Genomic DNA, 25,466 nt, shown 5'->3' on the forward strand with positions numbered 1-25,466 from the left:
ACGGGTCTGTGGATGTTGTGTCGAGCTGCTGCCGCAAGGAGCCATTGAGCGCCGGAATTGCGGGCAGGGCAGGTGCGCGCGGATTGTCGCAGGGTGCGCTGCCCGCGGGCGCGCAGGCTGGCTGTTGCGAACGGTGGAATTGCTGCCTTTTCGGGCCGCGATGACATCTCTTTTTTATTTGATGGCTGTTCCCGCGGGAACAGCTTTCCATCGGCTGACTGTCGCAAGTTCCAATCGATGGATTGACAATAGTGAGGGGCCATCACAAATTCGTCATCCTCGTGGTCTGGGCCGTCCACCGCTTGCAATTTGCCACCACATCGGTCCATGCTATAGAGTGGAGAGACAGGGAACCTCGCATGTCATTTTGGGACAGCCTCCTCAAGATCGTTATCGCCACCGGCAATGCGCTTGCCGGCGTGGTCGAGGCCGTGCGCACCCTGTTCGAGGGCGATCCGGAAACACGGCGCAAGGTGGCCTTCTCCGTCGCCATGATCGCGCTTTCGGCCAAGATGGCCAAGGCCGACGGCATCGTGACCGAGGCCGAGGTCGACGCCTTCCGCGACATCTTCCAGTTTCCGCCGGATCAGGCGCAGAACGTCGCGCGTCTCTATAACCTGGCGCGCCAGGACGTCGCCGGTTACGAGGCCTATGCGGAGAAGATGGCGTCGCTGTGTTCGTCCTGCGAAAGGAATTGCCCGATCCTCGAGGATATCGTCGACGGCCTGTTCCACATCGCCAAGTCGGATGGCGCCGTGCATGAGCGCGAGCTCGCCTTCCTGTTGCGCGTGGCAGACATCTTCGGCATGGACGAGGGACATTTCGAGCGCATCATGGCCCGTCATGTCCATGGTGACGGCCGCGACCCCTATCAGGTGCTCGGTGTTTCGCGTAAGGATGACTTCGCCGATATCCGCAGGCGCTACCGGGTACTCGTTTCGGAGAACCATCCGGACATGCTGGTTGCGCGCGGCGTACCGCACGAATTCCACGCGATCGCCAATGATCGCATGGCGGCACTGAATGCCGCCTACGAGGCGATCGAGAAAGAACGCCGAGCCGCATGACCTCCAAATACTGCGACTATCCGGGTGCACGCTTCATGCCGTCGCCCAATTTCGGCGACCGCGTCGACCAGCGCGCCCCGGATATGATCGTTCTGCATTATACCGGCATGCCGACGGGCGCTTCGGCGCTCGAATGGCTTTGCCGCGAGGAAAGCCAGGTCTCCAGCCATTACTTCGTCCACGAGGATGGGCGCGTCGATCAACTCGTGCCGGAGGCGCGCCGCGCCTGGCATGCCGGCAAGAGCTATTGGAAGGGCGAGACCGATATCAATTCCTGTTCGATCGGAATAGAGATCGCCAACCCGGGTCACCCGGGCGGTCTGCCGGACTTTCCGGAAAAACAGATCGCGGCAGTTGTGGAATTGTGTCGGGACTGCGGCGACCGCTGGTCGATCGCGCCCGAGAGAGTGCTCGCACACAGCGATATCGCCCCCATTCGCAAGGTCGATCCGGGAGAAAAATTTCCCTGGCACATTCTTCATCGCGAAGGGGTCGGGCACTGGGTGGAACCGGCCCCGATCGGCGGCGGACGCTTTTTCCAGCGCGGTGACCAGGGCCAGCCGGTGGAGGCCATCCAGTCGATGCTGTCGCTCTACGGTTATGGCATTGATGTAACTGGCGAATTCTGTGAAAAGACCGAGGGCTCGGTCGCGGCGTTCCAGCGGCACTTCCGACAACAAAGGGTCGATGGCATCGCCGACATCTCAACCCTCGATACGCTCCACCGGCTGCTTTCCAGCCTGCCGCAATTCATCGCCTGACGCGGAAGATTTTTTCGTCAAAACGGCACTTCTGCAGATATTCTTGGCATGTTTTTTTAGCTTTGCCACATGTTTACCATGATGCGGCATTCATTTCCGGCCCCATTGGAACTGCAGGGGTATCAGGGCGCAACGCTCACTTCCTGTGAATGAAACGATCGGGAAGTGAGGTTCGAAGCGGGGTGCGCTTCGGTCCATTCCCCAGGCCGGAGAATTCAAACTAAATGAGAATATCGTCTGTTGCTGCGGTGGCGGCATGCCTTGGCATGTTCTTCGCCGGGATGGGTACGTCGTATGCGGGGAATGTCGATAAGACCATCAAGACCTCATCCATCCAGTCCGTCACCCGGACCACAGGCTATCCCAAGCCGGATCTCGTCTCGAACGTCCAGTACACGGGTCTGATCAAGTCCTACGCCAAGCAATACGGCGTTCCGGTCGATCTGGCGCATGCGATCGTCAAGGTCGAAAGCAATTTCAATCCCAAGGCACGCGGCAGCGCCGGCGAAATCGGCCTGATGCAGATCAAGCCTGCTACCGCTCGCATGATGGGCTATTCCGGTTCCTCCAAGGGTCTCTACGATCCGGAAACCAACATCAAGTTCGGCATGAAGTACCTCGCCATGGCGCATGAGCTGTCCGGCGGTACGACGTGCGGCACGGTTCTCAAGTACAATGCCGGCCACGGCGCCAAGCGCATGAACCCGGTTTCCAAGCGCTACTGCGGCAAGGTGCAGAACATCATCGACTGATCGATTGCATGACGAGCGCCGGCGCGTTCTTTCGCTTGGCGAAAGCGCCGCGCGTCTTATCAGACGCGCAAAGGTCGCTGTAGCACTTTGATTTTCTGCATGTTTTTGTCCGTTAACCGGCTACGATCAATGGAAACATGCAGTCAACGAAGAGCTTCATCCGCCAGCCATATCCGGCGATGGCGGATGCTCTAGCCGGACAGGTCTCGCGTTCCGGCGCACAGGGAAAAACCCTACAACCATCGTGTCATACAGGCGCCGGCATGCTATCTCCCTTGAGCAAAAGGGACGAGGACCGGCATGTCGGAAAGCTTTGATTTCATTGTCGTCGGCAAGGGCATGATGGGTGCTGCGGCCGCCCGCCACCTGGCGCTTTCGGGAGCCAAGGTCGCGCTGATCGGACCTGATGAGCCGACGGACTGGGCCAATCATACCGGCGTCTTTTCGAGCCACTACGACAATGCCCGCATCACCCGCACGATCGATGACGATCCAGTGTGGGCGCGGCTCGCCAGACGCTCGATCGAGCGTTACGGCGAAATCGAAGACGAAAGCGGCATCGGCTTCTACCACGAAGTCGGCTGCCTGATCGCCGGGCCGGCGCCCGGATCTTCCTACGACTATATCGAACAGGTCGAGAAGGCGCGCGACGCGCTTGGCGTCGAGGCGCCGCTCTACGATGGCGAGGCGCTGTCGCAGCGTTTTCCCTGGTTCCGTTTCCCCGATGGCACCGCTGGCGTTCACGAGAGGCGCGGGGCCGGCTACATCAACCCGCGGGCGCTGGTCGCGGCGCAGACGGTATGCGCCGAGAAGGCGGGAGCCCGGATCGTGCGCAGCGAGGTTGTGACCGTGGCGGAGGAGCGCGACCGTGTGGTTGTCGCGACCGTCGACGGAAAGCGTTTCGTGGCAGGCCGGGTGATCGTTGCCGCCGGCGGGTTCTCGATTTCCGCAGCACTCCTGTCGCGGCCGATCGATCTCACCGTTAAGGCGCGAACCGTATTCTTTGCCGAGGTGGCAAGCAGCGATCTGTCTGGTTTCGAGCGCATGCCGTCGCTGATCGGCGCGGCGCCGGAGCAGGAGAAAAGCTACTACCTGCTGCCACCGGTCGGCTATGCGGACGGCAAGCATCACATCAAGATCGGCGGCGATCCGACCGACAGGATCCTCGAGGGCGAAGCGGCGGTGCGGCAATGGTTCCGCGGGCCGGGCAGCGCGACAACGGCGGAGCATCTGCGCGGGCTGCTGGCCGAGGTGATGCCCGGCTTCCAGCCGGTCTCCACCCACTTTTCGCCCTGCGTCACCTCGTTCACCCGCCACGGGCTGCCCTATATCGGCTTTGCCGAGGGGAGCCGTATCGCCGTCGTCACCGGCGGCAACGGCCAGGCGGCGAAGAGCTCCGACGAGATCGGTCGGCTCGGCGCGGTCCTCGTGCTCAACGGCCGGATCGACGAGCCCGAATACGATGCGGATTTCTCCGTCGCGTTTCGCTAGATCGGGTGCGCCAGGACCGCCTTGCTCCGATCTGCCCTGTTGGCAGCTGAAAAACCCTGCCGTTTTTTCTGGCGCGCTGCGGCGGGCTGGTTTAAGGAGCGCGTGCCAGTTGGCCGGGCAGCCGCTCTCCGCAAGTGCCGAAAGGCCGCGGGGGGAGGAAAGTCCGGGCTCCACGGAAATACGGTGCCGGATAACGTCCGGCGAGGGCGACCTCAGGGAAAGTGCCACAGAAAGCAAACCGCTCCGCTTGGCGGAGTAAGGGTGAAAGGGTGGGGTAAGAGCCCACCGCGGACATGGCGACATGGACGGCACGGCAAACCCCACCGGGAGCAAGACCGAATAGGGATGACGCGGGCGCGCAAGCGTCCAGCCTGTTTCCGGGCCAGTCATCCGGGTGGGTTGCAAGAGGCTGCGTGCAAGCGCAGTCCCAGATGAATGGCTGCCACGCTCCGTTGCCTTCGGGCTGCGGGGCCATACAGAACCCGGCTTACAGGCCAACTGGCGATTTCTCCTTTGTTTTGTCCGGCACAGAGCCGTCTCGAATTCTCTTTCGAAGCGGACCCGAGGGTCGACGTCTGCCGGGGTAAGGCGTCGACGTTGCCGACGCCCGCAACATCAGGTCGGCCGACAGGCAAATCATGCGTTTCGGCTGCTTCGCGCCGGCTTGATCTGGCCCGCATTTTCCATGCGTGTCCGTTTGGAAATGAACCGGCCCGTCTCGGTGAGCTGTTTTTTCGCCCCGTGCCGGAGGCATAACTGCGCTCTTTCTCACATTCTGATTTTCCAACGATTTGAAGCCGTTCCGCTGTCGCATTCCCGGACGGTGGGGGTCTCTTCGTAACCCTTCGTTAAACTTAACAACCTATCAATATTTGATCAGCCCGACGGCTGTTTACGAGCTCATTCCCATTGACGCCCATATGGTCCCATGATATCCCATAATGGCACTGCGCAGGGGCTGCTTCGCGGCCCAACATCGCAAGAATCCAGTGCCTTCCGGCTTCGGAGGGTAGGCGGACATTCCGGTGTCCGGCAGGGGTGTCTTGTGTGTGCGGTTACGTGTTCTCGCGGGTCGATGATTGTGGCCCGTCAGTCTTGGGCGGCCGTTTCGCGTTATGAACCGCTTCTTGTCACATGCTGCCAATCGGATCGATGCGAAGGGACGGGTTTCCGTTCCCTCGGCGTTTCGTTCCGTGCTGTCGGATGGGGGCGTCCGGGAGCTATACTGTTTTCAGGATTTCGTCTTCCCGGCGATCAGCGTCGGCGGGCCGGAGCTCCTGGATCGGTTCGAGAAGCAGATGGCGGCCGAGGATCCGTTTTCCTCGGAGGCCAACGAGATGTCGCTGCTCGTTCATGGGGGTGGCGTCTTCGTGAAGCTCGATCCGGAAGGCCGGTTGATGGTGACGGATTTCATCCGCGACTTCACCGGAATCTCGACCGACGTGATGTTCGTCGGGCGGGGCGATTATTTTCAGCTCTGGGAGCCGCAGGCCTTTGTCAAGGCGCAGGCGGTGGCCCGGGAAGGGCGCAAATCACGGGGGTTGCGTCCAGACTAGAATGGAGAGGCGGAATGGTGACGGAACAAGGCGGAGGTATTCCTGAAGCCGAAGGCGGACCGGTTCGTCACATTCCCGTCCTCCTGTCGGAGGTTCTCGCGGCGCTCGAGCCTGCGCCCGGCAAGGTCATCCTCGATGGCACCTTCGGTGCGGGCGGCTACAGCTCCGCAATCCTCAAGGCCGGCGCCGACGTCATCGCGCTCGACCGCGACCCGACGGCGATTGCCGCCGGCGAGAAGCAGGTCGCCGAGTGGGGCGGACGGCTGAAGCTTATTCATTCGCAGTTCTCCGAACTTGCCGCCTATGCGCCGGCCGAGGGGCTGGACGGCGTCGTGCTCGATATCGGCGTTTCCTCGATGCAGATCGATGAGGCAGAGCGCGGCTTCTCCTTCCAGAAGAAGGGGCCGCTCGACATGCGCATGTCGGCCTCGGGCGTTTCGGCCGCCGATGTCGTCAACCGTGCCAAGGTCTCCGATCTCATCCGCATCTTCGGTTTTCTCGGCGAAGAGAAGCAGGCGGGCCGCATTGCCCGCGCAATCGAGAAGCGCCGGGCCGAGCAGCCCTTCGAGACGACCCGCGACCTTGCGGGCCTGATCGAGGTGGTGACGCCGCGCAAGGCAAAAGACAAGATCCATCCGGCGACCCGCGTCTTCCAGGCGCTGCGCGTTTTCGTCAACGACGAACTCGGCGAGCTCGCTCAAGCGCTGTTTGCCGCCGAAAAGGCGCTGAAGCCAGGCGGCCGTCTTGTCGTTGTCACCTTCCATTCGCTCGAAGACCGCATCGTCAAGGCCTTCTTCCAGGATCGCTCCGGCAAGGCGAGCGGTTCGCGCCATCTGCCGATGGTTTCGGCGCGCGCGGCAACCTTCACGCCGGTTGGCAAGCCCATGGTGGCAGCCAGCGAGGAAGAAGCGTCCCTCAATCCGCGTGCCCGCTCTGCGAAGCTGCGCGCCGGCATCCGCACGCAAGCCGCGTCGCCGGGAAACGATCTATCCATTTTCAATCTGCCGGAACTGGCAAGCCTTGCACGGTTGGGGGGCTGACAAGACATGCTTCGAACGCTCGATATCGTTCTGATCGTCGTCATGACGGCCGCCGCGACGGTGACCTATACGATCAAGCATCGCGCCGAAAACAAGCTTGAGGAAGTCCGCAAGCTCGACGTGGCGATCAAGCTTGAAGAGGACACGATCGATCTGCTTCGCGCCGACTGGGCGCTCTTGACGCAGCCGAACCGGCTGGAGCGTCTGGTCGGTACCTTCGGTGCCGACCTGCAGCTTGCGCCGACGCCTTCCACACAGCTCGCCCAGCCGCAGGAACTGCCGATGCTGAAGGCGGATCTGCCGGTGCCGGAAGACAAGTCGGCGAAGGACGGTATCGCCTCGATCATCAACAAGACCGATAACATGGCAACTGGCTCGGTGGCGCGCTGATGTCGTTTCTCTCCCGCATCATGGTATTGAAGAGCAAGGCGCATTTCTCGGCAGGCGGCAACAACCGGCCGGCCGAAAGCGGCCTCAACGTCACCTTTCAAGGGACGCGCAAGAAGACCACCAATCAGGCGAAGAACCGCGTCGCCATCGTGATCGCGAGCTTCGGCATCGTCTATGCCGTCATCGGCGGGCGCCTGGTGCAATACGGCATGGCGCAGCCGGAAACGGTTTCCAGCATCGGCCGGGCCGACAACCTGATGGCCTCGCGTCCAGACATTCTCGACCGCAACGGCGAGATCCTCGCGACCGACATCCGCACCGTTTCGCTCTATGCCGAGCCGCACAAGATCGTCGATGCCGACGAGGCAGTCGAGCGCCTGTCGACGGTTCTGCCTGATATCAATGCGCGCGAAATCTACAACAAGCTGAAGTCGAAATCGCGCTTCCAGTGGCTGCGCCGCCAGTTGACCCCGAAGCAGCAGAGCGAGATCCTGGCGCTCGGCATTCCCGGCGTCGGCTTCCGTCCGGAAAAGCGCCGCTTCTATCCCGGCGGCCACACCGCCGCGCATATTCTTGGCCACGTCAACATCGACAACCGCGGCGTTGCCGGCATGGAGCGCTACATCGACAGCCAGGGGCTCGCCGACCTTGCCGCGATCGGCATGACCAGCGACGCCAAGCTCGAGCCGGTGAAGCTCTCGATCGACGTGCGCGTGCAGAACATCGTGCGCGACGTCATCGACGCCGGCATGAAGAACTACCAGGCGCTGGCAGCCGGTGCCGTCGTGCTCGACGTCAACACCGGCGAAGTGCTGGCGATGGCGTCCGTTCCCGACTACGACCCCAACAAGCCGGCCGAAGGTGCGGAAGAAGGCTGGATGAACCGCATGTCGAACGGCACGTTCGAAATGGGCTCCACCTTCAAGACCTTCACCATCGCCATGGGGCTGGATTCGGGCAAGGTCACGCTCAACGACAGCTTCGACGCTTCGGCGCCGATCCGCATCGGCGGCTTCACCATCAAGGACTTCCACGGCAAGCGCCGCGTGCTGACCGTGCCTGAAATCTTCCAGTATTCGTCGAACATCGGCACGGCCAAGATCGCTGACCTCATCGGCATTCCCGGCCACAAGGAATTCCTGACGCGCATCGGTCTGCTTTCGAAGCTGCCGACCGAGCTGCCGGAGGTGAAAACCCCGACGCAGCCGCGCGAATGGAAGAAGATCAACTCGGTCACGATCTCCTTCGGCCACGGCGTCTCGACGACGCCGCTGCAGACGGCGGTTGCGGGTGCTGCACTCGTCAACGGCGGCAAGCTGATCGAGCCGACCTTCCTGCCGCGCACCGAGGAGCAGGCCAACGCAGTCGCCACGCCGGTGGTCAAGAAGAGCACTAGCGACGACATGCGCTTCCTCTTGCGCTGGAACGGCATTGCCGGCTCGGGCAAGCGTGCGCTGGTGCCGGGCTTCAACGTCGGTGGCAAGACCGGTACGGCCGACAAGGTGGTCAATGGCCGCTATGCCAGCGACCAGAACTTCAACGCCTTCCTCGCGGCCTTCCCGATCGACAACCCGAAATACATCGTGCTGACCTTCATCGACGCGCCGAAGACCGGCGAGGGTGGCGGGCGCACGGCAGGCTCGAACGCTGCTCCCATGGTTCGCGACATCATCAGCCGCTCCGCGCCGCTGCTCGGTGTCGAACCAAAGTTTGGAGAAGACGGTTCTGCCTTGCTTGTGTCTTATTAGACATGAAATGAGAAAGCGGACGATTCGCGATTCTTGCGGATCGAAATCGATGCGAGACGTGCGTTCATGAAGATCAAAGACCTGGCGGGATCGAACTTCCCGGAACTTTCGGCGCAACTGGGCGGCGCTGCCGCCGATATCGACGTTGCCGGACTGACGGCCGATAGTCGGCAGGTTCAGCCAGGGGATCTCTTCGTCGCAGTTACCGGCAGCAAGGCCAATGGCAGCACCTATATTGCCGACGCGCTGAAGCGCGGCGCGGTCGCCGTCGTCACCGAAGCGGGCTCGGACGCCGATGCCTCGTCGGCGCCGGTCCTGAAGCTCTCTGAGCCCCGCGCTTTCCTGGCGCGCGCCGCTGCCGCCTTCTATGGCCGCCAGCCGGAAACCATGGTCGCCGTGACCGGCACCGCCGGCAAGACCTCGGTCGCCTCCTTCACCCGCCAGATCTGGGCGCATTCGGGCTTCGCGGCCGCGATGATCGGCACGACCGGTGTCGTCGCTCCAGGCCGCAACGATTACGGCTCGCTGACGACGCCCGACCCGGTGTCGCTGCACAAGCTCTTGGCCGAGCTTGCCGATGCCGGCGTCACCCATGCGGCGATGGAAGCCTCCAGCCATGGCCTCGACCAGAGCCGTCTCGACGGCGTTCGCCTTTCGGCCGCCGCCTTCACCAATCTCGGTCGCGACCACATGGACTATCATCCGACGGTCGAGCACTACATGGCCTCCAAGATGCGGCTGTTCAATGCCCTGCTGCCGAAGGGTGCGCCGGCGGTGATCTTTGCCGACGACCAATGGTCGGACCAGGCGATCGCCGCTGCCCGCAAGGCGAAGCTCGATGTGCGCACCGTCGGCCGCAAGGGCGATTTCATCTCGCTGAAGCGCGTCGAGCACTTCCGCCACAAGCAATCGGCCGAAGTGCATGTCGGCGACGACATCTTCGAAGTCCACATTCCGCTCGCCGGCGATTTCCAGGTGGCCAACGCTTTGGTCGCGGCGGGTCTCGCCATGTCGACCGGCATCAGCGCCAAGGCGGCCTTCTCGGCGCTTGAAAAGCTGCAGGGCGCCTCCGGTCGCCTCGAGCTGGTCGGCCAGACCAAGGATGGCGCGCTCGCCTATGTCGACTACGCCCACAAGCCGGATGCGCTCGAAAACGTGCTGGCCTCGGTGCGTCCGTTCACCACCGGCCGCGTCGTCGTGGTCTTCGGCTGCGGCGGCGACCGCGACAAGGGCAAGCGCCCGATCATGGGCGAGATCGCGACAAGGCTTGCCGATGTGACGATCGTGACCGACGACAATCCGCGTTCGGAAGTTCCCGAGGGGATCCGCGCCGAAATCATGACTGCTGCCAAGGGCGCAATCGAGATCGGCGACCGCGCCCAGGCGATCCGCACGGCGGTCGGCATGCTGAAGACCGGCGACACGCTGATCGTTGCCGGGAAGGGACACGAGGAGGGCCAGACGGTCGGCTCCGTGACGCTGCCCTTCTCGGATCATGCGGAGGTCCGCAAGGCATTGGGAGGCTTGTGATTTGAACTGGCTCTGGACAAGCAGCGATCTCCTGGCCGCGATGAACGGCCGGCCGGTTGGCAACCTGCCCGAGGGCATCTCGGGTATTTCGATCGATAGCCGTTCGATCGGCAAGGGCGAAGCTTTCTTCGCGATCAAGGGCGATCGCGTCGATGGCCACGACTATGCCGGCATTGCGCTCGCCAATGGCGCGGCGGTGCTGGTCGTCAGCGAAGGCAAGTTGCCGGCGCTCGGACGCCTCAACGCGCCGATGATCGTCGTCGACGACGTGCTCGAAGCGATGATCCGGCTGGGTTGCGCGGCGCGCGACCGCAGCGCCGCCAAGATCATCGCCGTCACCGGTTCGGTGGGCAAGACGACGACCAAGGAGATGCTGCGCCATGTGCTCAAGCCCCAGGGCCGCGTGCATGCTTCGGTCGCATCCTTCAACAACCACTGGGGCGTGCCGCTGACGCTCGCGCGCATGCCCGAGGCAACCGACTTCGGCATCTTCGAGATCGGCATGAACCATCCGGGCGAGATCCGGCCGTTGACTGCCATGGTCCGTCCGCATGTGGCCATGGTGACGAGCATCGCCGCCGCCCACCTCGGCAACTTCAAGAGCCTCGATGAGATCGCCGAGGCCAAGGCCGAGATCTTCGAAGGTGTCGTCAATGGCGGCCATGCGCTGATCATTCACGACAGCCCTCAATACAAGCTTCTGGAAAATGCCGCGGCTACGGCCGGCGTCAGCCACATCCATTCCTTCGGCGCCAATCCCAAGGCCGAATTCCGCCTGGTCGAATTCAGTGGCGGTCCGGAAGGCTCCATTCTCTGGGCCGGCATCGGTGGTCGGACGCTGGAGGTGGCGATCGGCGCGCCCGGACGGCACATTGCCGAGAACGCGGTGGCCGTTCTGGCAGCGGTGAAGCTTGCCGGCGGCGATCTCGACTATGCGGCTTCGGCCCTTGCGACCATGCAGGCGGAAACGGGCAGGGGGCGACGCCATACGCTAGTGATCGGCACCGGCACGCTGAAGGTGATCGACGAGAGCTACAATGCCAATCCGAGCTCGATGCGGGCGGCGATCGCGCTCCTGCGCGACAGCGAACCGCCGGTCGGCGGCCGCCGCATCGCCGTGCTCGGCGACATGCTGGAAATGGGCGAACACGCCGTCGAGGTGCATGCCGCACTCGCCCGTCCGCTCGTCGAAGCCGGTATCACCGATGTCTGGCTTGCCGGACCTTTGATGGCGCATCTGCGTGATGCGCTGCCGCCCGAGGTCTCCGTGATCTATCGCGAGAGCGTCGAGGACCTGAAGACGTATGCGCTGGCCGCCGTCGCGCCCGGCGATGTCATCATGATCAAGTCGTCGAAGGGGACCGGCTGCGCCAAGATCGTGCAGGCGCTGATCGAGACCTATCCGGCAGCGGATACCGAGGGACCTGAAGCCGAGGAATAAGCCGGCGACACCACCCATGATGGGCGCGGTGGATACAGCCTGGGGTTAGGTGGGCGCGCCCGAACACTTCGCATGCTGCTGCATACCTCCTTAAATCGGAATCGATTTAGGGGAAAAATTATGCAGCGGATCAAATTGTTACAGCGACCTTTGCGCGTCTAGTTAGACGCGGGGCGCTGTAATGCGTATCGTTTTTCAGATGATTCTGTTGGACGACGTCTATTGCTAAACCTTTGGGGAAAGGTCCCTTATGCTCATTTGGCTCGTGGAACTGGCGGACCACTTTCAGTTTTTCAATCTTTTTCGCTACATCACCTTCCGCACCGGCGCGGCGCTCTTCACCTCGGCCATGATCGTCTTCCTGTTCGGCCCTGCGATGATCGCTTCGCTGCGCATCCGCCAGGGCAAGGGCCAGCCGATCCGTGCCGACGGGCCGCAGACGCATTTCAAGAAGGCCGGCACGCCGACCATGGGCGGCCTGATGATTCTGGCCGGCATCGTCGTCTCGTCGCTGCTCTGGGCCGATCTTTCCAGCGTCTATGTGGTCTCGACCCTGCTCGTCACCCTCGGTTTCGGCGCCATCGGCTTCTATGACGACTACCTCAAGGTCACCAAGCAGTCGGACAAGGGCTTTTCCGGCAAGGCGCGCCTCGGCTTCGAATTCATCATCGCAGCGATTGCGGTGTTCTTCATGATGCAGGCTTCGCTTTCGAGCGGTACCGCCGGCTCGACCTTCGGCTCCTCGGTCACGTTCCCCTTCTTCAAGGACCTGGTGATCAATCTCGGCTATTTCTTCGTGCTGTTCGGTGGCTTCGTTATCGTCGGCGCCGGCAATGCCGTGAACCTGACCGACGGTCTCGACGGCCTTGCGATCGTGCCGGTCATGATCGCCGCCGCTGCCTTTGGCCTGATCGCCTATCTCGCCGGCAACGCGGTCTTTGCCAACTACCTGCAGATCCATTTCGTGCCTGGCACCGGCGAGCTTGCCGTCATCCTCGGCGCCGTCATCGGCGCCGGCCTCGGCTTCCTCTGGTTCAACGCGCCGCCGGCGGCAATCTTCATGGGCGATACCGGGTCGCTCGCACTTGGCGGCCTGATTGGCACCGTTGCCGTTGCCGTTAAGCACGAGATCGTCATGGTCATCATCGGCGGCCTCTTCGTGATGGAAACCCTGTCGGTCATCATCCAGGTGTTCTGGTTCAAGCGCACCGGCCGTCGTGTCTTCCTGATGGCGCCGATCCACCACCACTTCGAAAAGAAGGGCTGGACCGAAAGCCAGGTTGTGATCCGTTTCTGGATCATCGCCGTCATCCTGGCGATGGTCGGCCTCTCCACCCTCAAGCTGCGGTGAGCGGACGATGATCCCGGTCTCCACATTCAGCGGCAGGAAGGTCGCTCTTTTCGGGCTCGGCGGCTCGGGGCTCGCAACGGCGCAGGCGCTGGTCGCGGGTGGCGCGGACGTCACCGCCTGGGACGATAACCCGGACAGCGTCGCCAAGGCTTCCGCCGCCGGCGTGCCGACGGCGGACCTGCGCACGGTCGAGTGGTCCGGCTTTGCCGCCTTCGTGCTTTCGCCGGGCGTGCCGCTCACCCATCCGAAGCCGCACTGGACGGTGGATCTCGCCCATGCTTCGGGCGTCGAGATCATCGGCGACGTCGAGCTCTTCGTGCGCGAACGCCGCGCGCATGCGCCCGATTGCCCGTTCATCGCGATTACCGGCACCAACGGCAAGTCGACGACAACGGCGCTGATCGCGCATATCCTGAAGGAAAGCGGTCGCGACACCCAGCTCGGCGGCAATATCGGCACGGCGGTTCTGACGCTCGATCCGCCCAAGGCCGGCCGCTTCTACGTGGTCGAGTGCTCGTCCTACCAGATCGATCTGGCGCCGACTCTCAACCCGAGCGCCGGCATTCTCCTGAACCTCACGCCCGACCACCTCGATCGCCACGGCACGATGCAGCACTACGCCGACATCAAGGAGCGGCTGGTCGCCGGCAGCGGCACGGCCATCGTCGGCGTCGACGACAGCTTCTCGGCCCTGATCGCCGACCGGGTGGAGCGCGCGGGCACGAAGACGGTCCGGATCTCGCGCCGCCATGTGCTTGCCAATGGTCTTTATGCCGAAGGCTCGCGCATCCTGAAGGCAGAAGGCGGCACGTCCAGCCTGTTCGTCGATCTCGACGGTATTCAGACTTTGCGCGGCGGCCACAACGCCCAGAACGCGGCGGCTGCCATTGCCGCCTGCCTCGCAGTTGGCGTCAGCGCGGTGGAGATCCGCGACGGGCTGAAGAGCTTCCCCGGTCTCAAGCACCGCATGCAGCCGGTCGGGCGTAAGGGCGCGGTCGTGTTCGTCAACGACAGCAAGGCGACCAATGCCGACGCGGCAGCGCCGGCGCTTTCGAGCTATGAGCGCATCTACTGGATTGCCGGCGGTCTACCGAAGGAAGGGGGCATCACGACGCTTGCGCCCTTCTTCCCGAAGATCGTCAAGGCCTATCTGATCGGCGAGGCGGCGCCTGCCTTTGCGGCGACGCTCGGCGAGGCGGTTCCTTACGAAATTTCGGGCACGCTGGAGCAGGCGGTGGCGCATGCGGCCGCAGAGGCAGGCAAGGACGAAGCCGGCCCTTCGGCGGTGATGTTATCCCCGGCTTGCGCAAGCTTCGACCAGTATAAGAACTTCGAGGTGCGCGGCGATGCGTTTGTCGGCCATGTGCGCGCGATCGATGGCGTGACGATGCTGATTTAGTCCGTCACCGTCAGGCTGGTGCTGAAGGCACCGGTCGAAACGGAAGCGGGTGCAGGTATTCGGACGTGGGGCGCAAGAGGCGCCGGAGAAGGGGACTGACAAGATGGTAAGCCGAGCCGAACGTGGCCCCGTGGCCGACTGGTTCTGGACGATCGACAGGTTCTTTCTGGCGACCTTCATCCTGTTGATGGGCGTCGGCTTCATGCTGTCCTTCGCCGCAAGCCCCGCCGTCGCCGAGCGCATCGGCCTCGACAGCTTCCACTTCGTCAAGCGTCACGCGCTCTTCCTCTTGCCGTCACTGGTGGTGATGGTCGGTATCTCCTTCCTCTCGCCGCGCCAGGTCAGGCGCGCTGCGATCCTGCTTCTCGGCGGCTCGCTCGCGATGATGGTGCTGGTGCTCTTCATCGGCGAGGAGGTGAAGGGCTCGATGCGCTGGCTTTCCATCGCCGGCATCTCGATCCAGCCCTCGGAATTCATGAAGCCGGCCTTTGTCGTCGTCTGCGCCTGGCTCTTCTCCGAACATGCGCGCCAACCGGAAATCCCCGGCAATCTCTTTGCCATCCTGCTCTTCGGCATCGTCGCAGCGCTTCTCGTCGCCCAGCCCGACCTTGGCCAGACGATCCTGACGACCGCGGTCTGGGGCGGCATGTTCTTCATGGCCGGCATGCCCTGGCTGTGGATCATCCTGCTCGGCGGTGCTGCGCTCGGCGGTTTCTTCGTCGCCTATACGATGCTGCCGCACGTGGCGGCCCGTATCGACAAGTTCCTGACCGGCGAGGGCGACACCTTCCAGATGGATACCGCACGCGAGGCGATCATTCGCGGCGACTGGTTCGGCCGGGGTCCTGGCGAAGGCATCGTCAAGCGCATCATCCCGGACAGCCATACCGACTTCGTCTTTTCCGTTGCGGCCGAGGAATTCGGCATCGTCTTTTGCATGGTCATCGTGCTGATCTTCGCCTTCCTGGTGATGCGCGGCCTCAACCATGCCTTCCGCGAACGCAACGACTTCAACCGGTTCGCCGTTGCCGGCCTGGTTCTCCAGATCGGCATCCAGTCGATGATCAACATCGGCGTGAACCTCGAACTGCTCCCGGCCAAGGGCATGACCCTGCCGCTGATCTCCTATGGTGGCTCGTCCATGGTGGCGATCTGCGTCACTGCCGGCTTCATCCTGGCTTTGACTCGTCACCGTCCGGAGAAGCGCGCCGTGGAGCGCAGCCTGTTTCGGTCCGGCATTGGTGTGCCGGCGGAGTAAAACATGACTAAAGGCATCATCCTGCTCGCCGCCGGCGGTACCGGCGGCCACCTGTTTCCGGCGGAGGCGCTGGCCCACGAACTGAAGGCCAATGGCTATTCGGTCCATCTCGTCACCGACAGCCGCGCAGAGCGTTATGCCGGCAAGTTCCCGGCCGACGAGGTGCATGTCGTGCCCTCGGCGACGATCGGCTCGAAGAACCCAATCAGTGTTGCGAAGTCGCTCTGGACGCTGTGGACCGGCATGCGCGCCGCGCGCAAGCTGATCGCGCGGCTTAAGCCCAAGGCCGTCGTCGGCTTCGGCGGCTATCCGACCGTTCCGCCGCTGCTTGCCGCAACCGGCATGGGCGTGCCGTCGATCATCCATGAGCAGAATGCCGTCATGGGCCGGGCCAACAAGGCGCTGGCTTCGCGCGTCAAGGCGATCGCCGGCGGCTTCCTGCCGGAAGGTACGGGCGCCTTTGCCGCGAAGACCGTGACAACCGGCAATCCGGTGCGCCCGGCCGTGCTGGCCGCCGCCAATTCGCCCTATGCCGCCGCCAGCGGCGACGCGCCGTTCCATCTTGTCGTCTTCGGCGGCAGCCAGGGCGCGCAATACTTCTCCAAGGCGGTCCCGCAGGCGATCTGCCGGCTCGAGGACGACGTTCGCCAGCGGTTCAAGGTCACCCAGCAGGCGCGCCCGGAAGACAGGGACGGCGTGATCGCCACTTACGAGAAGCTTGGCGTACCGGCCGAGGTCTCGCCGTTCTTCACGGACATGGCCGAGCGCATCGCCGGTGCCCAACTCGTCATCTGCCGCTCCGGCGCCTCGACGGTTTCCGAGCTTGCGGTCATCGGTCGCCCGGCGATCCTGGTGCCCTATCCCTATGCGCTCGACCACGATCAGGCGGCCAATGCCGCAGCACTCGCCGCCAAGGGTGGCGCGCGGGTGATCGCTCAAGGTGAACTCACGGCCGACCGCCTTGCAGGCATCCTCAAGGATGCGATCGGCAACCCGCAATCGCTCGCCCAGATGGCGGCAAACGCCCGGGAAACCGGCAAGCCGGACGCAGCAAGCTTGCTTGCATCCCTCGTAGAGGCTATTGCCAGCGGTTTGACAGTCGAGAAATTCAGGGAAACACGCTCATGAAAATGCCGAAAACCATCGGGCTGGTCCATTTCATCGGTATCGGCGGCATCGGCATGAGCGGCATCGCCGAGGTCCTTCACAATCTCGGCCACCGCGTGCAGGGTTCCGACCAGGCCGACAGCGCCAATGTGCAGCGCTTGCGCGCCAAGGGCATCGAGGTCTTCGTCGGCCACAAGGCCGAAAATCTCGGCGACGCCGAAGTGATCGTCGTTTCGACCGCAATCAAGAAGGACAATCCGGAACTGATCGTCGCCCGCGAGAAATTCCTTCCCGTCGTGCGTCGCGCCGAAATGCTCGCCGAGCTCATGCGCTTCCGCAACGCGATCGCGATCGGCGGTACGCATGGCAAGACGACGACGACTTCCATGGTTGCGGCGCTGCTCGAAGCCGGCAATCTCGACCCGACGGTCATCAACGGCGGCATCATCAATGCCTATGGCACCAATGCCCGCATGGGCGAGGGCGAGTGGATGGTGGTGGAGGCCGACGAATCCGATGGCACTTTCCTGAAGCTGCCGGCCGATGTGGCCGTCGTCACCAATATCGACCCCGAACATCTCGACCACTACGGCAATTTCGACGCGGTGCGCGCCGCCTTCCGACAGTTCGTCGAGAACGTGCCGTTCTACGGTTTCGGCGTGCTCTGCCTCGATCATCCGGAAGTGCAGACCATGGTCGGCAATATCGAGGACCGCAAGGTCGTGACCTACGGCGAGAACCCGCAGGCCGACGTGCGTTTCCACAACATCCGCATGGAGAACGGCACCTCGATCTTCGACATCGAGATCCGCCGTCGCCGCACCGGTCAGGTGATCCCGATGAAGGATCTGCGCCTGCCGATGCCCGGGCGCCACAACGTATCGAACGCGACTGCGGCGATTGCGGTTGCGCAGCGCCTCGGCATCAGCCCGGAAGCGATCGCCAGGGGGCTTGCCTCTTTCAGCGGCGTCAAGCGCCGCTTCACGCTGACCGGCGAATGGAACGGCGTGCGCGTCTATGACGACTACGGCCACCATCCGGTCGAGATCAAGGCGGTCTTAAGGGCCGCGCGCGAGGCCTGCCAGGGGCGAATCATCGCCGTGCACCAGCCGCATCGCTACTCGCGCCTTTCGAGCCTGTTCCAGGAATTCTCCGCCTGCTTCAACGATGCCGACACGATCCTGATCGCGCCGGTCTATGCGGCCGGCGAAGAAGCGATACCGGGCGCGACGGCCGAGGAGCTGGTGGATCGCATCAAGGCCGGCGGCCATCGCGACGCCCGTTACGTCTCCGGTCCGGAAGCGATTGCCCCGGTTGTCAGCAAGATTGCACAGCCCGGCGATTTTGTGGTTCTCTTGGGGGCTGGCAGCATCACCTACTGGGCGGCTGCCCTGCCTAAGGAACTCGCGGATATTTCAGGAATTTGAGCATGAAACAGGTCAACGGTCAGAAACTACTGGAATCGCTCGGAAGCGGTGTCAGCGCTGTGCGCGGCCGCATCACGCCCGACGCGCCGATGGATCGCGTCACCTGGTTCCGCGCCGGCGGCCTTGCCGAGCTGATGTTCCAGCCGCACGACACGGATGATCTCGTCACCTTCCTGAAGCTGGTTCCGGCCGAAGTGCCGGTCATGGTGGTCGGTGTCGGCTCGAACCTGCTCGTGCGCGACGGCGGCATTCCCGGCGTTGTCATCCGCCTCTCGGCCAAGGGCTTCGGCGATCTCGAGCTCGTCGGCGAAAATCGCATCAAGGCCGGCGCCATCTGCCCGGACAAGAACATCGCAGCCATGGCGCTCGATCACGGCATCGGGGGATTCTACTTCTTCTACGGCATCCCCGGCTCGCTCGGCGGCGCACTGCGCATGAACGCCGGCGCCAACGGCACGGAGACCCGTGAGCGTGTCGTCGAAGTCCATGCCGTCGACCGCCAGGGCAACCAGCATGTGCTGTCGAATGCCGATATGGGCTACGCCTATCGCCATTTGTCGGCACCAAAGGATCTGATCTTCACCCACGCGGTCTTCGAAGGTTACGCCGAGGACAAGAACAAGATCCGCACCGACATGGATGCGGTGCGTCAACATCGCGAAACGGTCCAACCGATCCGCGAAAAGACCGGCGGTTCGACCTTCAAGAACCCGGAGGGCCACTCGGCCTGGAAGTTGATCGACGAAGCCGGGTGCCGGGGGCTCATGGTCGGCAGCGCGCAGATGTCGCCGCTGCACTGCAATTTCATGATCAATACCGGCCAGGCGACCGGCTACGAGCTCGAATATCTCGGCGAAACCGTGCGCCAGCAGGTGCTCGAACATTCGGGTGTACGGCTCGAATGGGAAATCAAGCGCATCGGCACCTTCATGCCGGGCTACGAGATCAAGGAATTCCTCGGCCGCGGCATCGCCTGAACGGTTGGGTTGCGAGAGATGAATGGGAAGGGCCGCGGCGGAAGCGCTGCGGCCCTTTTGCTTTCAGGCGAATGCGCGTTCCTCACTCTCCGTCATGCTCGGGCTTGACCCGAGCATTCATGCTCCGCCCAACATACGGGTGGCCCGGGCGTGGATCCTCGGGTCAAGCCCGAGATGACGGCAGGTGGGTGGGGCAACGGGAGAGGACATTCCTCCTCGGCCCCATCCCCAATCACAAAGAGCCGCAGCGTTGCCGCTGCGGCTCTTCTTGTTTGTGGTCAGCCGCGCGCTGCGCAGCCAAACAGATCTCAGGCCGAAACCTCGTCTTCCGTCGACAGCACGAGGCAAAGCAGCGTGATGGCGGCGGCGGCCAGCAGGTAGTAGCCGACGTAATCCAGGCTGTAGTTGGTGGCGAGCCAGGTGGCGATGTAGGGCGCCAGAGACGCGCCGAAGATGCCGGCGAGATTAAAGGTCATGGACGCGCCGGTGTAGCGCACCGAGGTCGGGAAGGGGGCGGCAAGCGCTGCGCCGATCGGGCCGTAGGTGAGGCCCATGAGGCCGAGGCCGATGATCGAGAACAGGAAGGCGCCACCGATGCCGCCGGCCAGCAGCGGTGCCATGAAGAGGCCGAAGACGCCGATGCCGATGGTGGTGACGATCAGGATCAGGCGGCGGCCGAACCGGTCCGAAAGGATGCCGGCGACCGGGATCATCAGGCCGAAGAAGACGACGCCGGTCATCTGTACGACGAGGAACTGCTCGCGCGAGTAGCCGAGCTTTGCCGTGCCCCAGGAGAGCGAGAACACCGTCATCAGATAGAACAGCACGAAGGTCGCGAGCGCCACGAAGGTGCCGAGCACGAGGCTGCGCTTGTGGAAGCGGAAGATCTCGGCGATCGGAACCTGCACGCGCTCGTGCTTGTCTACCGCCTTCTGGAACTCCGGCGTCTCGGTGATCTTCAGCCGGACATAGAGGCCGACGGCGACCAGCAGGATGCTGGCGATGAAGGGCACGCGCCAGCCCCAGGCGAGGAAGGCTTCATTGCTCATGACTTCGCCGAGGATCAGGAAGGTGCCGGCCGACAGGATGAAACCGATCGGGGCGCCGAGCTGCGGGAACATGGCGTACCAGCTGCGCTTGCCCTCGGGCGCGTTTTCGGTGGCGAGCAGCACAGCGCCACCCCATTCGCCGCCGAGGCCGAGGCCCTGGCCGAAACGGCAAAGGGCCAAGAGCAGGGGCGCTGCGACGCCGATCGTCGCATAGGTCGGCAAAAGGCCGATCACGACGGTAGATATGCCCATGGTCATCAGTGCCGCCACGAGCGTCGCCTTGCGGCCGACCTTGTCGCCGAAATGGCCGAAGATGACGGCGCCGAAGGGGCGGGCGAAGAAGGCAATCGAGAAGGTCGCGAAGGACTGCAGCATTGCCGAGGTCGGGTCGGCGGTCGGGAAGAACAGGTGCGGAAAGACCAGCACTGCGGCGGTGGCGTAAACGTAGAAGTCGAAGAATTCGATGGTCGTGCCGACGAGGCTTGCGAACAGCACCCGGGCAGGGGAGTTCACTGCCGCGTGCTTCGACGCATTGTCCTTCGGCGACAGGGAGGTTGTCGCGTCTGTCATTATGATGGTTCCTGATATGGATTTCATACCGTCTTGGGAGGCGGTTGAGGGCTATTAACGCAAGTTTCGGCATGACGAAACCCTGAAACCGTAAGAAATGCGAACGATATCGGCGTCATGCGCAGCATTATTCCGCTGGTGCATGGCTCTCTGCGGCAGAGGTTGGGGCTGCCTGTTCCTTGGGCAATATATTGAGCTGCGCTTGGTCGATTTCACCTTTTGCGCGCGTTTGACATCGCCTCACAACCCATCTTGACCGGAATCAAATTGTGGCAAACTCTGGGCACTTGAAGCGATCGGCTTCGTTTTTCAGGAGCGAATGCATGTTCAAAAGGCTTTCTGCGGAATTTCTGGGTACATTCTGGCTCGTTTTCGGCGGTTGCGGCAGCGCGGTGCTGGCGGCTGCCTTTCCTGAGGTCGGCATCGGCCTGCTCGGCGTTTCTTTTGCTTTTGGTCTCACCGTACTCACCATGGCCTATGCGGTCGGCGGCATCTCCGGTGGACACTTCAATCCGGCCGTTTCGGTTGGGCTGATGGTCGCCGGCAAGTTTCCGTCCCACAAGCTCGTCGGCTACGTTGTCTCCCAGGTGCTGGGCGCGATCGCCGCTGCCGGCGTGCTCTATCTGATCGCCAGCGGCAAGGCCGGTTTCCAGCTCGGCGGTTTTGCCGCCAATGGCTATGGCGAACATTCGCCGGGCGGCTATTCGCTGACATCAGCGCTCGTCGCCGAGGTGATGCTGACCTTCTTCTTCCTGTTCATCATTCTCGGCTCCACCCATGGCCGCGTGCCGGCCGGCTTCGCGCCGATCGCCATCGGCCTGGCGCTCACCCTTATTCACCTGGTCTCGATCCCGGTGACGAACACTTCGGTCAACCCGGCCCGCTCGACGGGGCAGGCGCTCTTCGTCGGCGATTGGGCGCTGGCACAGCTATGGCTGTTCTGGGTGGCGCCGATCGTCGGCGCGGCAATCGCCGGCATCGTCTGGAAGATCGTCGGCGACGACGACTAATCCCTCATCGCATCGTCAGATTGGAGCCCGCCGCCTCGTTTGCGGCGGGTTTTTCATTTTTTTCGCTTGTTACGCATTCGATTCAGGATTGCTCCGCAACCCTTTGATCTCCCGCCAAAATGCCTTGTCGACTACGCGCGTGCACGCACGGCGCGTGTTTCGTTTCCCGACTAAGGTTAACGAAAGTAAACGGTTCGTTAACCATAATGCCGTTCTAGTGACCCAATGGCACCGGTGACTCGCGGGGACCGGAATCAGCCAGACGCAAGGAAACCTTGCGATAGTGGCGTATTGTTTGGGGGTTTGAATGAGCGGCAAGCATGTGGCTGTCCTGATGGGCGGATTTTCTTCGGAGCGACCGGTTAGCCTGTCGTCCGGGGCTGCCTGCGCGGATGCCCTTGAGGCTGCCGGCTACCGCGTCACCCGAATCGACGTCGATCGCAACGTTGCCGAGGTGCTCGCGGCACTCCGGCCGGACGTCGCCTTCAATGCTCTTCACGGTCCGTTCGGCGAGGACGGCACGATCCAGGGCATCCTCGAATATCTGGAAATTCCCTACACCCATTCCGGCGTACTCGCCTCGGCGCTCGCCATGGACAAGGCGCAGGCCAAGCACGTTGCGGCCGCCTCCGGCATTCCGGTTGCGGACGCGCAGGTGATGGATCGCCATGCCTTCGGTCCGAAGCACCCGATGAAGCCGCCCTATGTCGTCAAGCCGGTCCGCGAGGGCTCGAGCTTCGGCGTCGTCATCGTCAAGGAAGATCAGTCGCATCCGCCGCAGGTGGTGACCTCGAGCGAATGGCGCTACGGCGACCGAATCATGGTCGAGCGTTATGTCGCTGGCCGCGAATTGACCTGTGGCGTCATGGGCGACAAGGCCCTTGGCGTGACCGAAATCATCCCGCAGGGCCATGCCTTCTACGATTATGACTCCAAGTACGTAAAAGGTGGTTCTCGCCACGTCATTCCGGCACAGATTTCACCAAATATTTACCAAAAAATACAAACACTCGCTCTGAAGGCGCATCAGGCAATCGGTTGCCGGGGCGTCAGCCGATCCGACTTTCGTTTCGATGACAGTTCCTCCGGTGAGGGCGAGCTGATCTGGCTGGAAATCAACACCCAGCCCGGCATGACGCCAACCTCCCTGGTGCCCGAGATGGCCGCGCATGCCGGCTATAGTTTCGGTGAGTTTTTGAGTTGGATGGTGGAGGAAGCGTCGTGTTTGCGTTGAGGGGCAGAAGGGGCAAGAGGGTTCGTCACCTCGATGGCGCTGCAGCCGTCGATGTGGATGGCGGCCGTGTGCTGCCGCGTCCGCTCCGTCGTGTCGTGCGCTTCTTCGTCAGTCTTGGTGCCGGCCGCGTTCGCTTTCCGGCCCATACCGGCACGATCTCGGCGCTCGCCTTTTTTGCTGCGACGGGCTTCTACGGCATGTCGCTCGGCGGTCATACGCAGAACTTCGCGCAAGCTTCGACCACCGCCGCGGGATTTGCGATCGAAGACGTCAAGGTTTCCGGCAACGACCAGACCTCGGAGATCGATATCCTCCAGCAGCTCGGCCTGGACGGCACGACGTCGCTGGTGGCGCTCGATATCGCCGAGGCCCGCAAGCTGATCGCGGAAATGCCCTGGGTTCAGGGCGTGACGGTGCGCAAGGTCTATCCCGGCACGATCGAGGTCAACCTTACCGAGCGCAAGGCCTTTGGCATCTGGCAGCACGGCTCCGATCTTTCGCTGATCGAAAGAAGCGGCAGCGTGATTGCGCCGCTGCGCGACAACAAGTTTGCGGCGCTGCCGCTGTTCGTTGGCCGCGATGCCGAAACGGCGGCCGCCGATTTCTACGACGAGTTTTCCCGCTGGCCGGAGATCCGCTCGCGGGTGAGGGCCTTCGTTCGCGTCGCCGGTCGCCGTTGGGACCTGCGCCTCGATAACGGCATCATCGTCAAGTTGCCGGAGCACGACGTCGCCCAGGCGATGCAAGTGCTCTCCGACATGGAAAGCCAGCACCAGCTCCTGGAGCGCGACATCGCGGCCGTGGATCTGAGGCTGCAGGATCGAACCACAGTTCAGTTGACTCCGGGTGCAGTCACCCGGCGCGAAGTTGCCTTGAAGGCGAGGGACAAAATGCTGAAGGCGCAGGAGACCGAAAAGAAGAAAGAGGGGCGGATATGAGTTTGTTCGGTTCCTCCAGCTTTGGCTTGCCGCGCCTGAAGCCGCTTTCTTCGAAGCGGTCTCACGTTGTCTCGGTGCTGGATATCGGTTCGACCAAGGTGGTCTGCATGATCGGCCGGCTGACGCCGCGCGCCGAGAGCCAGATCCTGCCGAACCGCACCCACAACGTCGAAATCATCGGCATCGGCCATCAGAAGTCGCGGGGCGTCAAGAACGGCGTCGTCGCCGATCTCGATGCGGTCGAAAGCGTCGTGCGGCTCGCGGTCGACGCGGCCGAGCGTATGGCCGGGCTTACCATCGACAGCATGATCGTCAACGTTTCGGCCGGCCGGCTGCAGAGCGACGTCTACACCGCGACGATCGATCTCGGCGGCCAGGAAGTCGACGCCAACGATCTGCGCAAGGTTCTGTCGGCCGCCGGCCAGCAGTCGCTGCGCTCCGACCGCGCCATCCTACACTCGCTGCCCACGGGCTTCTCGCTCGATGGTGAGCGCGGCATCCGTGATCCGCTCGCCATGTTCGGCGACGTTCTCGGCGTCGACATGCATGTGCTGACGGCCGAGCGTGCAGCGCTCAAGAATCTGGAACTCTGCGTCAACCGCGCTCACCTCTCGGTCGAGGGCATGGTGGCGACCCCCTATGCTAGCGGTCTTGCAGCGCTCGTCGACGACGAAGTCGAGCTCGGCTGTGCCGCGATCGACATGGGCGGCGGCACGACGACGATCTCGGTCTTTGCCGAAGGCAAGCTCGTTCATGCGGACGCTGTCAGCCTCGGCGGCCACCACGTGACGACGGACCTGGCGCGCGGTCTTTCGACCCGCATCGAAGACGCCGAGCGGCTGAAGGTCGTGCACGGTTCGGCACTGCCCAACAGCGCCGACGAACGCGACATCGTCTCGGTTCCGCCGATCGGCGAGGACGACCGCGATCAGCCGACGCATGTGCCGCGCGCGCTCGTCTCGCGCATCGTGCGCGCCCGCATCGAAGAGACGCTCGAATTGATCCGCGACCGCATCCAGCGCTCGGGCTTCAGCCCGATCGTCGGCAAGCGCATCGTTCTGACGGGCGGCGCAAGCCAGCTCACAGGCCTGCCGGAAGCGGCGCGCCGCATCCTCGCCCGCAATGTTCGCATCGGCCGTCCGCTCGGAGTTTCCGGGCTGCCCGCGGCTGCCAAGGGGCCGGCCTTCTCCACGGCGGTCGGCCTGATGATCTATCCGCAGGTCGCCGACCTCGAGACCCATGCCGCCCACGGCGGCATGTTCTCGGCGCTCGGCGCCGGCAACGGTCGCATCGCCCGAATGGGGCAGTGGCTGAAAGAGAGCTTTTGAGTGACGTTCGGCGCCGACAGGGACGGCGTCGGATGTAGGAAA

21 protein-coding genes and 1 other RNA gene are annotated in these 25,466 nt (G+C 63.2%); 21 read left to right on the forward strand and 1 reads right to left on the reverse strand.

The window, feature by feature from the left end; all coding sequences use genetic code 11:
• The first annotated feature begins 359 nt into the window (after window positions 1–359).
• From ASE60_RS23380 to murB, 17 genes are all read left to right on the forward strand, one after another.
• A complete protein-coding gene (locus ASE60_RS23380) occupies window positions 360–1,067 on the forward strand; it encodes a DnaJ family molecular chaperone (protein WP_057253448.1) in 708 nt (235 codons plus the stop codon).
• Window positions 1,064–1,828, forward strand: coding sequence for an N-acetylmuramoyl-L-alanine amidase (locus ASE60_RS23385; RefSeq protein ID WP_057253450.1), 765 nt, complete (start codon window positions 1,064–1,066; stop codon window positions 1,826–1,828). Before ASE60_RS23380 ends, ASE60_RS23385 begins: the two co-directional genes overlap by 4 nt.
• A gap of 224 nt (window positions 1,829–2,052) precedes the next feature.
• On the forward strand, window positions 2,053–2,580 hold the full coding sequence (locus ASE60_RS23390; protein WP_057253452.1) for a lytic transglycosylase domain-containing protein: 528 nt from the start codon (window positions 2,053–2,055) through the stop codon (window positions 2,578–2,580).
• Between the two features lie 300 nt (window positions 2,581–2,880).
• A complete protein-coding gene (locus tag ASE60_RS23395; protein WP_057253454.1) occupies window positions 2,881–4,071 on the forward strand; it encodes an FAD-binding oxidoreductase in 1,191 nt (396 codons plus the stop codon).
• A gap of 105 nt (window positions 4,072–4,176) precedes the next feature.
• An RNA gene (gene rnpB / locus ASE60_RS25940) (RNase P RNA component class A) lies at window positions 4,177–4,577 on the forward strand.
• Between the two features lie 609 nt (window positions 4,578–5,186).
• Window positions 5,187–5,627: a division/cell wall cluster transcriptional repressor MraZ gene (gene mraZ / locus ASE60_RS23400; RefSeq protein WP_057253455.1), complete on the forward strand. Its 441-nt coding sequence runs from the start codon at window positions 5,187–5,189 to the stop codon at window positions 5,625–5,627.
• A 14-nt stretch (window positions 5,628–5,641) separates the two neighbouring features.
• A complete protein-coding gene (rsmH, locus tag ASE60_RS23405; RefSeq protein WP_057253457.1) occupies window positions 5,642–6,667 on the forward strand; it encodes a 16S rRNA (cytosine(1402)-N(4))-methyltransferase RsmH in 1,026 nt (341 codons plus the stop codon).
• Between the two features lie 6 nt (window positions 6,668–6,673).
• Window positions 6,674–7,057 carry a hypothetical protein gene (locus tag ASE60_RS23410; protein ID WP_057253459.1) on the forward strand — a complete coding sequence of 128 codons (384 nt, stop codon included), beginning with the start codon at window positions 6,674–6,676 and terminating at the stop codon, window positions 7,055–7,057.
• Entirely contained in the window at window positions 7,057–8,805 is a 1,749-nt protein-coding gene (locus ASE60_RS23415) for a penicillin-binding protein 2 (RefSeq protein WP_057253461.1), read from the forward strand. The genes ASE60_RS23410 and ASE60_RS23415 overlap by 1 nt, the downstream gene beginning before the upstream one ends.
• 66 nt (window positions 8,806–8,871) lie before the next feature.
• Window positions 8,872–10,335: a UDP-N-acetylmuramoyl-L-alanyl-D-glutamate--2,6-diaminopimelate ligase gene (locus ASE60_RS23420; RefSeq protein ID WP_057254378.1), complete on the forward strand. Its 1,464-nt coding sequence runs from the start codon at window positions 8,872–8,874 to the stop codon at window positions 10,333–10,335.
• A 1-nt stretch (window position 10,336) separates the two neighbouring features.
• Complete coding sequence (locus ASE60_RS23425) at window positions 10,337–11,776, forward strand: UDP-N-acetylmuramoylalanyl-D-glutamyl-2,6-diaminopimelate--D-alanyl-D-alanine ligase (protein WP_057253464.1); 1,440 nt, start codon at window positions 10,337–10,339, stop codon at window positions 11,774–11,776.
• A 250-nt stretch (window positions 11,777–12,026) separates the two neighbouring features.
• A complete protein-coding gene (mraY, locus tag ASE60_RS23430; protein ID WP_057253465.1) occupies window positions 12,027–13,127 on the forward strand; it encodes a phospho-N-acetylmuramoyl-pentapeptide-transferase in 1,101 nt (366 codons plus the stop codon).
• A gap of 7 nt (window positions 13,128–13,134) precedes the next feature.
• Complete coding sequence (murD, locus tag ASE60_RS23435; RefSeq protein ID WP_057253467.1) at window positions 13,135–14,526, forward strand: UDP-N-acetylmuramoyl-L-alanine--D-glutamate ligase; 1,392 nt, start codon at window positions 13,135–13,137, stop codon at window positions 14,524–14,526.
• Between the two features lie 103 nt (window positions 14,527–14,629).
• Window positions 14,630–15,784, forward strand: coding sequence for a putative lipid II flippase FtsW (gene ftsW, locus ASE60_RS23440; RefSeq protein ID WP_057253468.1), 1,155 nt, complete (start codon window positions 14,630–14,632; stop codon window positions 15,782–15,784).
• Between the two features lie 3 nt (window positions 15,785–15,787).
• Window positions 15,788–16,912, forward strand: coding sequence for an undecaprenyldiphospho-muramoylpentapeptide beta-N-acetylglucosaminyltransferase (murG, locus tag ASE60_RS23445; protein WP_057253470.1), 1,125 nt, complete (start codon window positions 15,788–15,790; stop codon window positions 16,910–16,912).
• Window positions 16,909–18,318, forward strand: coding sequence for a UDP-N-acetylmuramate--L-alanine ligase (gene murC / locus ASE60_RS23450; protein WP_057253472.1), 1,410 nt, complete (start codon window positions 16,909–16,911; stop codon window positions 18,316–18,318). The genes murG and murC overlap by 4 nt, the downstream gene beginning before the upstream one ends.
• A gap of 2 nt (window positions 18,319–18,320) precedes the next feature.
• A complete protein-coding gene (gene murB / locus ASE60_RS23455; RefSeq protein WP_057253474.1) occupies window positions 18,321–19,295 on the forward strand; it encodes a UDP-N-acetylmuramate dehydrogenase in 975 nt (324 codons plus the stop codon).
• Window positions 19,296–19,603: 308 nt separating this feature from the next.
• Here murB and ASE60_RS23460 read toward each other — a convergent pair whose 3' ends face one another.
• Window positions 19,604–20,914: an MFS transporter gene (locus tag ASE60_RS23460; RefSeq protein ID WP_057253476.1), complete on the reverse strand. Its 1,311-nt coding sequence runs from the start codon at window positions 20,912–20,914 to the stop codon at window positions 19,604–19,606.
• Window positions 20,915–21,237: 323 nt separating this feature from the next.
• On the opposite strand from ASE60_RS23460, the gene aqpZ reads away from it, so the two are divergent.
• The 4 genes from aqpZ (at window position 21,238) to ftsA (ending at window position 25,424) form a co-directional block, all read left to right on the forward strand.
• Window positions 21,238–21,924 (forward strand): aquaporin Z, encoded by a 687-nt coding sequence (aqpZ, locus tag ASE60_RS23465; protein ID WP_057253478.1) that lies wholly within the window; start codon window positions 21,238–21,240, stop codon window positions 21,922–21,924.
• A gap of 307 nt (window positions 21,925–22,231) precedes the next feature.
• Window positions 22,232–23,158, forward strand: coding sequence for a D-alanine--D-alanine ligase (locus ASE60_RS23470; protein WP_057253480.1), 927 nt, complete (start codon window positions 22,232–22,234; stop codon window positions 23,156–23,158).
• Window positions 23,146–24,096, forward strand: coding sequence for a cell division protein FtsQ (ftsQ, locus tag ASE60_RS23475; RefSeq protein ID WP_057253483.1), 951 nt, complete (start codon window positions 23,146–23,148; stop codon window positions 24,094–24,096). Before ASE60_RS23470 ends, ftsQ begins: the two co-directional genes overlap by 13 nt.
• Complete coding sequence (ftsA, locus tag ASE60_RS23480) at window positions 24,093–25,424, forward strand: cell division protein FtsA (RefSeq protein ID WP_057253485.1); 1,332 nt, start codon at window positions 24,093–24,095, stop codon at window positions 25,422–25,424. Before ftsQ ends, ftsA begins: the two co-directional genes overlap by 4 nt.
• Window positions 25,425–25,466: the final 42 nt, after the last annotated feature.

The organism is Ensifer sp. Root278 (assembly GCF_001429285.1).
Classification (GTDB): Bacteria; Pseudomonadota; Alphaproteobacteria; order Rhizobiales; family Rhizobiaceae; genus Ensifer.